This window comes from uncultured Rossellomorea sp. (assembly GCF_947488365.1).
In the GTDB taxonomy this organism is placed as follows: Bacteria; Bacillota; Bacilli; order Bacillales; family Bacillaceae_B; genus Rossellomorea.
Genome location: NZ_CANKZT010000002.1, coordinates 295950 through 310739 on the forward strand (window position 1 = coordinate 295950; position 14790 = coordinate 310739).

Genomic DNA, 14790 nt, shown 5'->3' on the forward strand with positions numbered 1-14790 from the left:
AAAGGTAAAAGAGAGGTGATACTAAAATGTATGGATATGGTTACGGTGGCTGCGGTTATGGCGGAGGCGGATATGGTTCAACTTTTGTATTAATCGTTGTGCTTTTCATTCTTTTAATTATCGTTGGAGCTAGCTTCTGTTAGAAAGGGGTACAAAAGGCAGAATCCTCACAGGAGGGATTTTGTCTTTTTGTTTTATTGGGGGAAGCGTCACTTTGAGGATTATGGATACGTTTGAAGTGCCAGGAAAGGTGATGGAAAGTGAGATGAAAATAAACGTGGTGAAGTTGTACCGGTAGGAAGTCGATAATAAAAGGGCCGAAGTCGATAATAAATCAGAAAAGTCGATAATAAACATTCTTATGGCCACTAAATTCAATTACAATACCAAAGAGATTTTCAACCTTCAACGAGTCCTCTAAAAAAATCGTGTAAAGACGATCTAAAATAAATAAAAACATCCTCAATCTTCAAAAAAACCAATTCATAATCACGCTCCTGGGTTTTTTACATATGATGCTTATAGTTAAAAGGAGGCGTTAAGGAAATGAATAATAACTTTTTTAAGAATTTAGAGAAGAAGACAGGCGTTAACATGAACGAAGTGTTAGAGCTTGCGAACTCATTACAAAATGCAAACTTCAAAGATGAAGCAACGGTCAGAAGCGTCATTAAACGCGTATCCAAAATTGCCAATAAACCTGTAAACAAGGAAATGGAAAATAAGATAGTGCAGTCGATTGTGAATGATGGAAAGCAATTAGACTTTGGAACCATTTCCAATATGTTAAATAAGGGGAAGAAATAAAGGTATATATAAATAAAGGAGAATGGACATAAAGATGTGTGCCGGCACGTATTTTATGTTAATTCTCCTTTCTTTTTTGCCTTGGGAGAGTACAATCAAAGCCACCAGGTTGTTCGTTATACATAGGTCTGCAAAGTCTCAGCATACGAACGGGAAGCCACCAGAAAGTTTATTGCACAACCTTAAATGGGTAACTACTACCAAGGAGGTAATGAAAGTGGGATACATCGCACCAATTCCTCACCATCAGTATAAACAGTATCAAGAGCGCGAATTAAAAGTTGAAAAACATCCGTTCACCTATCTCCCCGTCCAATCAGTGAAGCCCATGAAAAATAAATCTCAAGCACATCCTGAAGAGACAGGAACATCCAATCATGTATATCGATCAAAACAACGCAAAACTTCATACCAAGCATTCACTAAACCGTCCATCCCGTCAAAATTATTAGCCCAGTTAACAGGAAAAGGAAACCATTTTAACGAATATGTATAAAGAAGTTTAAGGGGGTCACTTATAGGCAAATTGAAAAATCCCAAAAGGTGCAGCCTTCCTTAGGGTTTTTTTATTTAACTGATCTTGAGCTCCTGACATATCTGGAGGTAATAACTTGAAACTACAAAGCCTTACTGAGCATTGCTATGCATTTACAGGAAGCGTTACGATAGGTTACTGCGTGAAAGAAGGAAAGGGTCTCCTCATAGACTGCGGACTGGATGATGCATCGATGAAGAAAGTGATCAAAATAATAAAAAATGAAGGCCTGCCCCTGAATTATTGTGTGATCACTCATGCCCACGCAGATCATTTTGGCGGAGCTCACTACCTGAAAAAAAAATACGAGATCCAATTATTTGCTCCTAAAATAGAAAAAGCGATTATAGAGAATTCGATATTGGAGCCCATTTATCTGTTTAATGGAGCAAATCCCATAAAAGATTTGAGAAATAAATTTCTAGAAGGACAATCAGTGGCCGTTGATGATGAATTGAATGTTGGTGAAAATAGCATTGGCCCTTTCATTTTCGAAGCAATTGACTTACCGGGACATTCATATGGTCAGGTGGGACTCCTTATGGATGGTATTTTATATGCGGCGGACAGTTATTTTGGCAGGGAGACGTTGGAAAAACATGTTGTTCCGTTTATTGTGGATGCGGATCAAACCCTGGATTCATTAAAAAAACTCCTTCACATTACATGCAAAGGAGCAATTCCAGGTCACGGAAACTATGAAGAGAGCTATGTTGAAACGGTCCAAGAGAATATCGATCTTCATGAAGAACGAATGAACTCACTTCTCACACTTGTGAATGAGAGTTCAGAAGGTTGTTCCTTTGAAAAAGTAGTAAAAGAGTATTTGCAGTTACATAAAATAACTGTATCGAATGTGGGGCAATGGCTCTTGTTCAGAACGTCGGTGACGGCTTATCTTACCAGTCTTGAAAGAAAGAAACTCCTATCCTTCACGATAAGAGAGAATGAACTCATCGTTATGCCCCATTAATACCCTTGGACTAACAGGCTTTCTCCTTCTTCCCATTCGGCATATAAAACGTCTTCGGAAGAGAGGAAGCCTTGTTTTTTTATTTCTTTCAACAGCCAATCCTCTTTTTGCTCGGCTAGCTTTAAATTATCATAAACGATTTCTCCGTCCACGATTAAAGATAGTGGGAGAGTAGCTGTTTTCGCAGGGATATTCAGGTCTTGGCGCTGAACGATTTCATAAAGGGGCTTTCTAATGACACTTAGTGTACCGTCAGACTCTAATAGGGCATATTCACATTCCCTGACTGAGAAAATATCTTTAGCACGAAGTAAATGCTGAAGCTGATTAAGATCTAAGTGATTCTTCTTGAGTTCATCAAAGTTAATCTTCCCTTTATTAATGATCAATGCAGGTGTTCCTTCCAGCATATGGCGGAATCGTCTCGATTTCTGAGTGAAATACTCCGTGAAAAAGATCAAGCTGCCCCAAATGAAAATGGCTGTAAGGATCGGAAGCACACTGACTTTGCCATCATAAAGGGAGTTACCTACAAGTTCACCTAATATTAGTGCTGAAATGAAATCAAAAGCAGATATTTGTGTGATTTGAGTCTTACCAAGGATTTTTGTAAGAATCAATAAGGCAAAATATCCTACGATTAACTCGACGGCAATCGACATGAATTCCATAAGGATCCCCCTTCCCATACACTATCTCATTATCGACGAGTTGATAATGTAATATACTTCTTTATATGGGAATTGATAAAGCAAAAAAGGAACAAGCAATTAAGCTGATCTGCTTAATTGCTTGTTCCTTTTAGATATCCTTTTTCATCGCTTTATGAGGGATCCCTGCGTCCAGAAATTCATCAGACGTAACTTTGTAGTCTAAGCTCTCATAAAAAGGGATTGCATATGTTTGAGCATTTAATTTTAATTGAGATAAGGGCTGTTGCTTAGCGTATTCTTCGATGGCGAGCATGATTTCACGACCTGCTCCTTTTCCTCTGGCAGACTCTAAAACGCATATTCTTTCCACTTTCCCGATTCCGTCGAGAATACGGAATCGACCGGCACCTACTGCGTGGTTTTGATCATAGAGGACAAAGTGTGTGGAATCATTTTCGAATTCATCGATTTCTTCTTCAAGGGGAACCTTTTGTTCTTCCACAAACACTGTCTTTCTTATGTTGAATACCTCTTGGATTTGATCTTCTGTTTTGGCAACTTCGACTTTCAACTCTTACTCTTCCTTTCCTAAACGGAAGGTTTCGTATACTGTCCAAGACCCGTTTTCTAATTGATACAACAAGTGAAATCGGTCAATGGTTTCTTCATGATCGATTCCAAGCATACGCAATGATCCGAAAATATCGGAGTGTTCATCATTTGAAAGCTTTTGTGCGACAGTTATGTGAGGAACGAAAGCGAATTCCGGCTCGTCACCCATGAAGTTTTGACTATGCATGTCATCGTGTAACCCTTGCAGTTCAGGAGTGGAGTTCACCTTGAAATAGATTACATTGTTCACAGGCTGAAAAGAACTTACTTTATACACTTTAAGATTGAATGGATCATATTTCTTTGAAATAGCAGCTAATTTATTAGCGATATCTTTGATTTGATCATCATCTGCACTAAAGACATTTTTTAATGTCAAATGTGGTGGAACTAAAGCATAATGAGGATCATAACGTTTCCTATAAGAGTTTGCGATATCTTGTAGCTTTTTCGATGGGAAAATGACTATACCATAATTCATTTTCTTCAATCCTCCTCTATTTAACTATCTTTGTAATATGTATAGTATAGCAAATTTTTCAAAAATTTAATATAGGGCGAACGAAAGAGGGAAGGTACTTTTCAATATGCAGAAAATAGCTTCCCTCCGTTCATTTGATGAGTATGCTTGAAAGAGGTGAACGAACAATTGTTTAGCTGAACATCATCTTTAAGGCACGTCTTAGATCAGGCTGCCAGTGTTTCCAGGTGTGGTCCCCGTCAAATTCATCATAAAAGGAAGAGAATCCATTATGATCGAATGTTTCGTGAAGCTGACGGTTTGGATTTAAGAAGTCTTTGACTTTCCCGTCCGTCGTTTTCACCTCTGTTTCTTGCTGACCAATGATATGGTAAATGCTTAATAGGTGAGGTTGTGAGAAGTTTTCCACTGCTTCTAACACTTTCTCGTTGACGAAAGGTGACTGAAGAAGAACCTTGCCAAATGTATTTGGATATTTCAATGCGGTCATTAGTGAAACGGTCGCTCCTAATGAATCACCAACCAGGGCACGTCCCATCCCCATATGATAGGTAGGATAATGCTCATCCAGATACGGGACCAATTCATGTGCTAAAAAGCGGATGTAAGCATCATTTTCTTCACCGTGCGGGTGATATTTTCTTCTGCGATCCTCAACATTTTTATAAGGAACCCCGACGATGATCATGTTTTCAATTTCCCTATTCCCGAGAAGTTCATCGACTAATCTAGGTATTCTTCCAAGTTGGAAGTAGTCTTTACCATCCTGGGTAATCAGGAGTGAATATTTATAGAGGGGAGAAAAAGTAGCTGGAAGGTATACGAGCATCTTGATCTCTTCATTCAATTCTTTACTAAAGAGGTTTAATTCGGTTACAGTTCCTCTTGCGGTTGTCATGACGATAGCCTCCTATAATCAGTGTTAACGTTTACAGAAAGATTGTATCATATTCTCTAGGATAATTCCCTAAAGCGGATTGCAATACGAAAATTCAAAACAATGCTATAATTTAAGTAAGTTGATGGACTGTTTAGAAAGGGGTATCAGAATGAGCAAACCTGTACATTCAAGAGATGTAACCAAAGCTGCCTTACAAAGGCTGAAAGATAGGGGCGTATTAATAGAGGATATTGCTGAAATCGTCTATGAAATGCAGTATCCATATAATAATGGATTAAATATGGAAGATTGTATCGACAGTGTGAAGAAAGTGTTGTTGAAAAGGGAGATTCAGCATGCGATCCTCGTAGGGGTGGAATTAGATCAACTTGCTGAGGAGAAGAAGCTTTCCGAGCCCCTTCAATCGATTGTGGAATCAGATGAGGGCTTATTTGGAGTAGACGAGACCATTGCATTGGGTGCAGCACTTGGTTATGGAAGCATCGCTGTTACCACTTTTGGTCATCTTGACAAAAATAAGATTGGCATCATCCGCGACTTGGATACGAAGAACGGGAAGGGTGTACATACCTTTTTAGATGATATCGTGGCAAGTATTGCGGCGAATGCATCTTCAAGAATTGCACATAGCTTGAGGGATCGTGAAGAAAATATCTCGGAAGAAGATAAGATGAAGTTTGAGGATGAAGAGTTAATAGGTTAGAATGTACTTTGATATATAACAGATGGACTGAAGAGGAATGATTCTTTTTCAGTCTTTTTTATATGGACAAATATCTGTGATGGATGAAAAAAGGGTCGGGAAATGTAACCGCTTTATACATTCTCTATACATTTGTGAAATGACTGACAAGATTGGAACAAGCCACATTACAGGTCCCGATCGCAAAATGGGGTGTGAAGATAGTTTTTTTATGAAAAATGTTAAAGGTTTATGTATTTGATTTGACAAGATTGTTACAGACTGTGTTACAATTATTTCGTTAACGTATAAAATTTAATAGGGGGAATTAGAATATGAAAAAACGCAGTTTATTTCTAAGCACTGCACTACTTCTAGTTCTATCTGTCATTCTTGCTGCATGTGGCGGCGGATCAGGTGGAGGATCATCTGAGGGTGAAGGTAACAAAGAGGTTGACTTCATTGGAATTGCTACAGGTGGAACAGGGGGTACATATTACCCGTTAGGCGGAACATTTGCTAAAATCATTCAAGATGAAACAGGAATTAAAGCATCTGCTTCAACATCTGGTGCATCTGCGGAAAATATGGCATCTATTAAAGATGGAAAAACTGAAATCGCTTTTACACAAACAGATATCGCTTCTTATGCATCTGAAGGAACAGAAATGTTCAGCGATAACAAGGTAGAAAATGCACGTGGAATTGCTACTCTTTATCCTGAAACGATTCAAATCGTTACAACAAAGGATTCAGGTATCCAGTCAGTTGAAGATTTAAAGGGTAAAGTCGTTTCAGTCGGTGAAGCAGGATCAGGAACTTTACTTAATGCGAAACAAATCCTGGAAGTTCACGGAATCACTTTAGAAGATTTAGAGGCTCGTAACTTATCATTTGATGATTCAACAACAGGTATCCAAGATGGTACAATCGATGCAGCGTTCATCACTTCAGGTACGCCAACAGGAGCGGTTGAAGGGTTAGCAGCAACGGAAGACATCGCAATCGTACCAGTTGAATCCGGCAAAATCAGTGAGCTGATCGAAAAATATCCGTACTACTCCGAGGACGAAATTCCTTCTGGGACGTACAGTAAAGTCGATGAGGCAGTTACAACAGTTGCTGTTCGTGCAATGTTAGTAACAAATGCTGATATTTCCGAAGATGTAATCTATGATGTTACAAAAGCCATTTTTGAAAATACAGATGCAATCACTCATGCCAAAGGTAAGTTAATCAAGGCTGAAGATGGACTGAAGGGTATGGGAATTGAATTACATCCTGGTGCGAAGAAATACTTTGATGAAAAAGGCGTTTCAATGGAATAGATCCACACCAGCAGATAGACGAAGGGATAGGCCGCGTAAAACGGTCTATTCTTTTGTTTTGGTATAGGCTAAAAATATGGTAAGTAAAGCAGTCGTAAATGGAATGGTGGGGACTTTGTTATGAAGAAAATTACATTCATAGGAACAATTCTCATTATTCTTGCTCTTTTATTCATCACTTTTATTCCCTTTCAAACATATCTGGTAATCGAACCGAGGAGTACGGAGGGTGATCCTGTCAATTTCAGACTACCTGATGATCATACTTTTTCGGTTCGTTACACTCATTCTATCCATCTCTCAGAAGTAGAAGAGTTTTATCGCCAATCTACAGATCAAATTCAACAAACAAAGCTACTTTATGAGGATACTGCCATTGGCATGCCTGCAAATGCAGAAGGAAATGAACACTTTGAAGTAACAAAGGAAGGAAAATACTTAATTTCAAATATGAATAAAGTGTTTCCGTACATTGATATCCGAATCGGGCAAGTAGTTGCCAATCATCGACTCGTGGTTGATGGTAAGGCCTATCCTTTAGCCGACTATTTCGATAAAGGGTCTGTCGTTCGGGTACAATTAAAGAAACAATCACTTTATGATCAGTGGAAAGGAGTGACTGTTGTTGGAAAAAGATAAAGAATTCGAATCATTAACCTCCGAACAACAACAAGAACTACTAGAAAAATATGATCCTGAATCATCAACGAGAAAGCTGCATCATGGACTGTTCAAATGGGTTATATTCTTTGGTTTATTAGCATTTTCATTATTTCAATTAGTAGCATCAATCTTTCAATTCATCCCTAGACAATTATTATTATCCATACATCTAGGGTTCGCTTTATCACTTGTCTTTCTGTTATTCCCGGCAAGAAAGAAAAATTTACGTAAAGATAAAGTGGCTTGGTATGATGTCGTTCTCTCTATCATATCTGTCGGAATTGGAGCGTATTGGCCGATTATGCAGGACGACATTGTCAGCAGAGTCGGATTAATGACATCGCTTGATTTTTATGTTGGTTTTGCTGCGATGATCTTAGTATTAGAAGCAACCCGTCGTGCTGTCGGCTTGCCCATCACCATTATTGCCTCTTCATTCATTCTCTATATGTATTATGGAAGATTGATGCCTGGATTCCTGGCACATAGAGGCTATGATTGGGACGATATCGTTAAAACGATGTTCTTCACAAGTGAAGGGATTCTTGGAACGCCATTATATGTTTCAGCAACCTTCATCTTCCTGTTCTTGTTATTCGGTGCCTTCCTCGTTAAAACCGGCGTGGGTCAATACTTTAATGATCTGGCTGTTGCGATCGCCGGTAAACGCACTGGTGGTCCTGCAAAGGTTGCCATATTCTCGAGTGCATTGCAAGGAACGATCAGCGGAAGTTCCGTTGCGAACGTTGTAACATCTGGTTCCTTTACGATTCCAATGATGAAAAAGCTTGGCTATCGTAAAGAGTTTGCAGGTGGAGTAGAGGCAGCAGCATCAACGGGTGGCCAGTTAATGCCCCCAATCATGGGAGCTGCAGCATTCCTAATGGTTGAATTCATCGGTGGTATCTCTTACTGGGATATTGCAAAGGCTGCCACCATTCCTGCTCTTTTGTATTTCACAGGAATTTGGATTATGACTCATTTTGAAGCGAAGCGCATCGGTCTTCGGGGACTTTCAGACGAAGAAATGCCGAATCGTAAAGAAGTTTTAAAGAAAATCTACTTATTAATGCCGATTCTTACGGTCATTATTTTATTAGTCAGTGGTATGAGTGTTATGCGTGCAGCACTTTGGTCAATTGTTGCTACAATCGTGATTAGTGCGATTCGAAAAGAGACAAGGATTGGCTTTAAAGATGCAGTCGACGCACTAGTAGATGGTGCTCGGACTGCTCTTTCCGTAGCTGTAGCGACTGCTGCTGCAGGGATGATTGTCGGGGTAGTGACGAAAACCGGATTAGGCCTTACACTTGCGAATGGTTTGGTTGACCTTGCTGCAGACTTAACAAATTCAACAGAAGGTAAATTAATCCTGACATTGGTGTTTACGATGATTGCATCGATTGTGTTGGGAATGGGATCACCAACAACGGCCAACTATGTAATCACGTCCACAATCGCGGCACCTGCGATCATCCTGTTAGGTGCACCTGAGTTAGCGGCTCATTTATTTGTCTTTTACTTTGGTATCATCGCAGATATCACGCCACCAGTGGCTCTTGCAGCATTTGCCGCCGCAGGGGTATCAGGAGGGGAGCCGATACGGACCGGGGTCAATTCTGCCAAATTAGCGATTGCCGCCTTTATCATTCCGTATATGTTCGTACTGTCTCCTGAGTTGCTTATGATTGATACAACAATCCCTGAATTATTATGGGTTGTATTTACCGCCATTACGGGAATGATGGCCATTGGTGCAGGTATGATTGGATATTGGTACCGAAGAGTGTATATTATAGAACGTTTTCTTTGTGTAGCAGCTGGATTAATGCTGATCTATCCAGAGGGCATGACAGATATCTTAGGATTAATCCTGTTCGGTGTAATGTTGGCTTTACAATTCTTCATTAAAAGGGAAGACAAAACACCAACGAAAGCAACAGCATAAACAAACGTGAGGCTGGCCCTTTATAGGGTCAGCCTCTTGTATTTTAGTTACCAACTAGGATATAGTTCGTTTCTCATAACAAAGAAGGGGATAAGCGGCCAAAATATCATGTAGTCTGAATCGGCGAAACGCTTCTCGTAAAAAGCAATAGGCCAGAATAATGTCCCCATCGATTTTTTTTACTATGATTTTTCTTTTCGTACAAATGGACTCAGGATTCATATAGATTATTTCAATGGGGCGTTGGTCCATGAATGAGCGATGTAATACCGTATACATTTTTGAACTCCTCTCCTGGAAGTATACTCATAGTATATGCGAACGAATGTTCTTCTATACATGGATTCCCAGAAGAAAAATGTATAGAACAAAAAAATGATTGACATTTTTCCCATTATGACTATAATTTAATATATACCTTCCATTGCGACTTGTTAGCTCAGTGGGAGAGCACTTCCTTGACAGGGAAGGGGTCGTGGGTTCGAATCCCTCACAGGTCATACATAAAGAAAGCCTGCACCTTATTTAAGGTGCAGGCTTTCTTCTTTTATATGTAGATCAGTCTTTTATAAAGAACTCTCAGAGTTAAAGGTCAGCGCCGAGGAAAGCGAGCTTCCTGCAGCGGAAATCAACTACCACAAATATTGTGAAAAGAGGCAAGTAAAAAGGACTCTGTTGGAATTCACGTAAGAGTCCTTGCCAAAATCATATTATGATATGATCAATTCTTTTAATTGACTTCTAATTCTTCCTCAAAATAAAACGTGCCGGGATGTTCTTTTACGATATATGAGTATCGCTTCATGTTTTTAACGTATTGCCATTTCAATATTGTCACTGTTTCGCCAGTTTCCTTTATCGTAACCATTGCGCCATTACTAAACCGATTTTTTGTGGATTTCATTGGGCACTCCCTTTCATATTCTCTTATTATACCACAGGTTACCCTGCATTTTAGACTCCCATTAGTGATAAATCTTGATAAAAATATTGTTAGCGCTTTAAAGGGCATAAGGGCAGTATTCATTAGTCATACCAAGAAACCCTTTGATGGGGGAAGTTTGTCTCAAGAGGTCTGACTTTCAAAACTTCTCCTTGAAGAACTTGCTTATTTGTTTCATTACTGTTATTCTATAGAAGAATTATTTTTGTCCGGTATACGAGGGAAGAACAAGATTTGGTTTTCACCTGATATCGCAAGAATAGTAATACATTGTGTGTAACGCACTTTAGGAGGCAACAAACATGGAAAATGGTAAAGTAAAATGGTTTAACGCAGAAAAAGGTTTCGGATTCATCGAAGTAGAAGGTGGAGACGACGTATTCGTACACTTCTCAGCGATCCAAGGTGAAGGTTTCAAATCTCTTGACGAAGGTCAAGAAGTATCTTTCGACGTAGAACAAGGTGCTCGTGGACCACAAGCAGCTAACGTACGTAAAGCATAATCTAACTTTACAACTCCAAAAACAGACTCATTCGTGAGTCTGTTTTTTTATGGAGATATTTAAATGACCCGGGCTAAATAAAAGAACCGATGCACGTCAGTCGGGTATGCCCCAATGAAACCGGACACTTGTAAAAACAGCTTCCTTCACATTTCCTGCTATTTATTTTCCTAAATCTTTCTTTGTCATTTCACTGCGAATATTGAGTTCTTTCGAGAATTCAGTATCGCTTTTTTTGTTGTTTGGGTATTTATTTTTTCGTTCACGATTATCATTTTTATTAGTCATCGTTGTTTCCTCCTAAATTGTTAATGGTTGTTTCATTCTTATTCTTTACAAGTGATATTTCGTTATCCTTGGTAAGTAAGGGAAGGGGTTTTGAGTAGACAGAATTTTAAAAACATTATATCTTTTTTCTCCATACAACGCTAAAATTATAATATATGCTTTACATGAGTGGAGGGATTGATAGTGGAAATGAAAGAAATAGTCGCCTTAGTGACAGGTGGTGCATCCGGACTGGGGGAAGCTACAGTAAGAAGGATCATTGAGGAAGGTGGTAAGGCGTATATACTGGATCTCAATGAAGAGAGAGCAACTGCCTTGAAAGAGGAGTATGGAGAATCCATTGGATTTTATAAAACAGACGTTACAAAGGAAGATCAGGTGTTAAAAGCCTTGAAAGGGTCGATAAAGGCTTTTGGCGGTTTTAATACAGTAGTGAATTGTGCAGGGATTGCTCCACCAGGGAAAGTGGTTGGAAGAAAAGGGATTCACTCTCTTGATCGCTTTTCCAAGGTAATTGAGATTAACTTAATTGGTACGTTCAATGTGATTCGTTTGGCTGCAGAGAGGATGATGGGAAATACTCCAAACGAGCATGGGGAAAGAGGAGTTATCGTCAATACAGCTTCAGTTGCGGCATTTGACGGGCAAATCGGTCAGGCTGCTTATAGTGCATCAAAGGGGGGAGTGGTCGGGATGACACTTCCGATTGCCAGGGAGCTTGCAAGGGATGGTATCAGAGTCATGACGATTGCGCCAGGGTTATTTCATACCCCGATGTTTGACACTCTGCCGGATGAAGCAAGAAATTCGCTTGGGAAAATGGTGCCCTTTCCCCCAAGGCTCGGTTACCCTTCTGAATATGCTCAATTAGTGAAGAGTATACTCGAAAATCCAATGCTGAACGGTGAAACGATCCGATTGGACGGGGCGATTAGAATGCAGCCTAAGTAACCATTTGAAACTATGGGGAAATGTAAACCACTAAGTGAATGCATGTTCATTCATTTTCATGTAAATGAAAACGCTTAATAAAGGGCATCCCGTATGAAAAGAGGTCGAGTAAGTATGAAACATCCTTATTTAACGGAGGATCATAGCATATTCAGGCAGGCACTTCGAAAATTTTTACTTAAAGAAGCTTATCCTTTTTATGATGATTGGGAGAAAAACAGAATGGTGCCCAGGTCGTTTTGGGTGAAAATGGGAGAAAAAGGGTTTCTTTGTCCCGACGTTGACGAAGAGTACGGTGGAAGCGGAGTGGATTGGGGATTTTCCGTCATTATCAATGAAGAATTGGAACGGGTGGGTTCTGGTCTGATCGGGATAGGATTGCACAGTGACATTGTAGTCCCGTATATATCTGAATATGGAAGTGAGGAACAGAAAAAAAAGTGGCTTCCTGAATGCACGAGTGGAAACATGATAACCGCCATTGCCATGACAGAACCTGGTACAGGATCTGATTTAGCCGGGATTAAAACGACGGCTAAGCTTGAGGGGGACCACTATATTGTGAATGGTCAAAAGACCTTCATCACAAATGGTATACAGGGGGATTTAGTGATTGTGGCATGTAAAACAGATACCACTATCAGTCCGCCTCACAAGGGTATTAGTTTGTTGGCTATCGAAAGGGATGCACCCGGATTCTCCAGGGGAAGGAAGCTTGAGAAAGTTGGTTTGCACTGTCAAGATACAGCCGAGCTGATCTTTGAGGATTGCAAGGTGCCGAAAGATAATTTGATTGGGGAAGAGGGCAAAGGATTTCAATATCTGATGAATAAGCTCCAGCAAGAACGTCTTATCGTAGCGATTGCTGCTCAGACTGCTTCAGAAGAAATGTTCTCTCTTACGATGGATTATGTGAAAAGCCGTCAAGCGTTCGGAAGGGCAATTGGTGAATTTCAGAATACACAATTTAAGATAGCGGAAATGGCGACGGATATTGAGATGGGCAGGGTATTCCTCGATGGTTTGATCGCCGAACATATGGATGGGAAAGATGTCGTGACGAAGGTTTCCATGGCCAAATATAAATTGACTGAAATGGCAAGGCAAATCGCGACTGAATGCATGCAGCTTCATGGTGGATACGGCTACATGGAAGAGTATCAAATTGCGAGAAGATACAGGGATATTCCTGTTGCCAGTATTTATGCAGGGACAAATGAGATCATGAAAGTGATCATAGCGAAGAATCTTGGATTATAGAAAGGAAGAGCAGGATGAGAGAGGTTGTTATCGTAGAAGGAATACGATCTGCGGTTGGCAGACGAAAGGGTTCGTTGAAAGATATGAGGCCCGATGATTTAGCTGGGGAAGTGCTGAATGGGTTAGTGAAGAGAGCCGGGATTGACCCTGGGCTTATCGATGATGTCATATTAGGCTGTGTTACTCAATCAGGTGAGCAGGCTGGTGATATTGCCAGGGTGGCTGCATTGATTGCCGGTTTTCCAATCGAAGTGCCTGGTACGACAATCGACCGACAATGCGGCTCGAGCCAGCAGGCTGTCCATTTTGCGTCACAAGCCATTCTTTCCGGCGACATGGATATCGTGATCGCTGGCGGGGTGGAGAATATGTCAAGAACGCCAATCGGTTCAAACTATCAGGGTGCTCCCTTTAGTGAAAAACTTAGAGGTCAACACGAAATCATCCACCAGGGTTTATCTGCAGAACGGATTGCTGAAGAGTACGGATTCAGTCGTGAAGAGCTTGATCAGTTCGCATTTTTAAGTCATCAAAAGGCGTTAAAAGCTCAAGAGGCTGGTTATTTCGACCGGGAAATATATGAGTTGACGGTTAACCTTCCGGATGGAACTGTAATTCCGTTTTCTAAAGACGAAGGACCAAGAAAGGAAACGTCGATGGATGTGCTTTCAAATTTAAAACCTGCATTTAAAGAAGATGGTATCATTCATGCAGGTAATGCAAGTCAAATTAGTGATGGGGCTGCCGCACTTCTTTTAATGACTCGTGAGAAAGCTGAAGAATTAGGGTTGAAGGCAAGATTTAAGGTTCATACCCGCGTGGTGGTCGGGTCTGATCCTACCCTCATGTTAACCGGACCTATACCTGCAACGAAGAAAGCCCTGGAGAAAGCAGGATTGTCATTGGCGGAAATAGATATATTCGAAGTGAATGAAGCATTCGCACCTGTTGCCCTTGCCTGGTTAAAAGAGATAGGAGCCGACCCTTCCAAACTGAATCCAAACGGGGGGGCGATCGCCCTGGGGCATCCATTAGGCGCCAGCGGAGCACGCATCATGGTAAGCATGATGTATGAGCTGGAGCGTTCTGGAGGAAGATACGGCCTTCAAACGATGTGTGAAGGCCATGGGATGGCAAATGCAACAATCATTGAAAGACTGGAAGTTTAAGCTCAAGAAAGTCGGTTTTCCCTGTCACAATCTTTGTGCCACCCGTGTTATAGTTAAGAAGTGGTAAAAGATCATAGGCAAATGGGTGAGACA

General features: G+C 40.5%; 17 protein-coding genes and 1 tRNA gene. 13 read left to right on the top strand and 5 right to left on the bottom strand.

Annotation, left to right across the window (positions count from 1 at the left end):
* Positions 1-26: 26 nt before the first annotated feature.
* From Q1B03_RS08425 to Q1B03_RS08440, 4 genes are all read left to right on the top strand, one after another.
* Positions 27-143, top strand: coding sequence for a YjcZ family sporulation protein (locus Q1B03_RS08425; protein ID WP_082051146.1), 117 nt, complete (start codon positions 27-29; stop codon positions 141-143).
* 403 nt (positions 144-546) lie between these two features.
* Positions 547-807, top strand: coding sequence for a stage VI sporulation protein F (locus Q1B03_RS08430; protein ID WP_113970022.1), 261 nt, complete (start codon positions 547-549; stop codon positions 805-807).
* Positions 808-1024: 217 nt separating this feature from the next.
* Positions 1025-1303, top strand: coding sequence for a hypothetical protein (locus Q1B03_RS08435; protein ID WP_299740325.1), 279 nt, complete (start codon positions 1025-1027; stop codon positions 1301-1303).
* A 115-nt stretch (positions 1304-1418) separates the two neighbouring features.
* Entirely contained in the window at positions 1419-2315 is an 897-nt protein-coding gene (locus Q1B03_RS08440; RefSeq protein ID WP_299740327.1) for an MBL fold metallo-hydrolase, read from the top strand.
* Here the strand turns inward: Q1B03_RS08440 and Q1B03_RS08445 are convergent.
* The 4 genes from Q1B03_RS08445 to Q1B03_RS08460 all read right to left on the bottom strand — a co-directional run bounded on the left by Q1B03_RS08445 (position 2312) and on the right by Q1B03_RS08460 (position 4959).
* Positions 2312-2986 carry a DUF421 domain-containing protein gene (locus Q1B03_RS08445; protein ID WP_299740329.1) on the bottom strand — a complete coding sequence of 225 codons (675 nt, stop codon included), beginning with the start codon at positions 2984-2986 and terminating at the stop codon, positions 2312-2314. The genes Q1B03_RS08440 and Q1B03_RS08445 overlap by 4 nt on opposite strands.
* A gap of 130 nt (positions 2987-3116) precedes the next feature.
* Complete coding sequence (locus Q1B03_RS08450; protein ID WP_299740331.1) at positions 3117-3539, bottom strand: GNAT family N-acetyltransferase; 423 nt, start codon at positions 3537-3539, stop codon at positions 3117-3119.
* 3 nt (positions 3540-3542) lie between these two features.
* The gene (locus Q1B03_RS08455; protein ID WP_299740333.1) at positions 3543-4061 is read right to left on the bottom strand and encodes a YjcG family protein; all 519 of its coding nucleotides are present in this window, start codon (positions 4059-4061) and stop codon (positions 3543-3545) included.
* A gap of 172 nt (positions 4062-4233) precedes the next feature.
* A complete protein-coding gene (locus tag Q1B03_RS08460; RefSeq protein ID WP_299740335.1) occupies positions 4234-4959 on the bottom strand; it encodes an esterase family protein in 726 nt (241 codons plus the stop codon).
* Positions 4960-5110: 151 nt separating this feature from the next.
* Here Q1B03_RS08460 and Q1B03_RS08465 point away from each other — a divergent pair, with 151 nt between their 5' ends.
* The 6 genes from Q1B03_RS08465 to Q1B03_RS08490 all read left to right on the top strand — a co-directional run bounded on the left by Q1B03_RS08465 (position 5111) and on the right by Q1B03_RS08490 (position 11029).
* Positions 5111-5665 (top strand): phosphatidylglycerophosphatase A, encoded by a 555-nt coding sequence (locus Q1B03_RS08465; RefSeq protein ID WP_299740337.1) that lies wholly within the window; start codon positions 5111-5113, stop codon positions 5663-5665.
* Between the two features lie 314 nt (positions 5666-5979).
* Positions 5980-6972, top strand: coding sequence for a TAXI family TRAP transporter solute-binding subunit (locus Q1B03_RS08470; protein ID WP_299740339.1), 993 nt, complete (start codon positions 5980-5982; stop codon positions 6970-6972).
* A 120-nt stretch (positions 6973-7092) separates the two neighbouring features.
* Positions 7093-7611, top strand: coding sequence for a DUF1850 domain-containing protein (locus tag Q1B03_RS08475; RefSeq protein ID WP_299740341.1), 519 nt, complete (start codon positions 7093-7095; stop codon positions 7609-7611).
* Entirely contained in the window at positions 7598-9583 is a 1986-nt protein-coding gene (locus tag Q1B03_RS08480; RefSeq protein WP_299740343.1) for a TRAP transporter permease, read from the top strand. Before Q1B03_RS08475 ends, Q1B03_RS08480 begins: the two co-directional genes overlap by 14 nt.
* Before the next feature lie 428 nt (positions 9584-10011).
* Positions 10012-10083, top strand: a tRNA-Val gene (locus tag Q1B03_RS08485).
* A gap of 745 nt (positions 10084-10828) precedes the next feature.
* Entirely contained in the window at positions 10829-11029 is a 201-nt protein-coding gene (locus Q1B03_RS08490; RefSeq protein WP_034763533.1) for a cold-shock protein, read from the top strand.
* Between the two features lie 162 nt (positions 11030-11191).
* Here the strand turns inward: Q1B03_RS08490 and Q1B03_RS08495 are convergent, their stop codons facing one another.
* Positions 11192-11317: a hypothetical protein gene (locus tag Q1B03_RS08495; RefSeq protein ID WP_299740347.1), complete on the bottom strand. Its 126-nt coding sequence runs from the start codon at positions 11315-11317 to the stop codon at positions 11192-11194.
* A gap of 183 nt (positions 11318-11500) precedes the next feature.
* Between Q1B03_RS08495 and Q1B03_RS08500 the strand changes: the two genes are divergently transcribed.
* The 3 genes from Q1B03_RS08500 (at position 11501) to Q1B03_RS08510 (ending at position 14697) form a co-directional block, all read left to right on the top strand.
* A complete protein-coding gene (locus Q1B03_RS08500) occupies positions 11501-12268 on the top strand; it encodes a 3-hydroxyacyl-CoA dehydrogenase (RefSeq protein ID WP_299740349.1) in 768 nt (255 codons plus the stop codon).
* Positions 12269-12382: 114 nt separating this feature from the next.
* Positions 12383-13528 (top strand): acyl-CoA dehydrogenase family protein, encoded by a 1146-nt coding sequence (locus tag Q1B03_RS08505; protein WP_299740351.1) that lies wholly within the window; start codon positions 12383-12385, stop codon positions 13526-13528.
* A 14-nt stretch (positions 13529-13542) separates the two neighbouring features.
* On the top strand, positions 13543-14697 hold the full coding sequence (locus Q1B03_RS08510) for a thiolase family protein (RefSeq protein ID WP_299740353.1): 1155 nt from the start codon (positions 13543-13545) through the stop codon (positions 14695-14697).
* Positions 14698-14790: the final 93 nt, after the last annotated feature.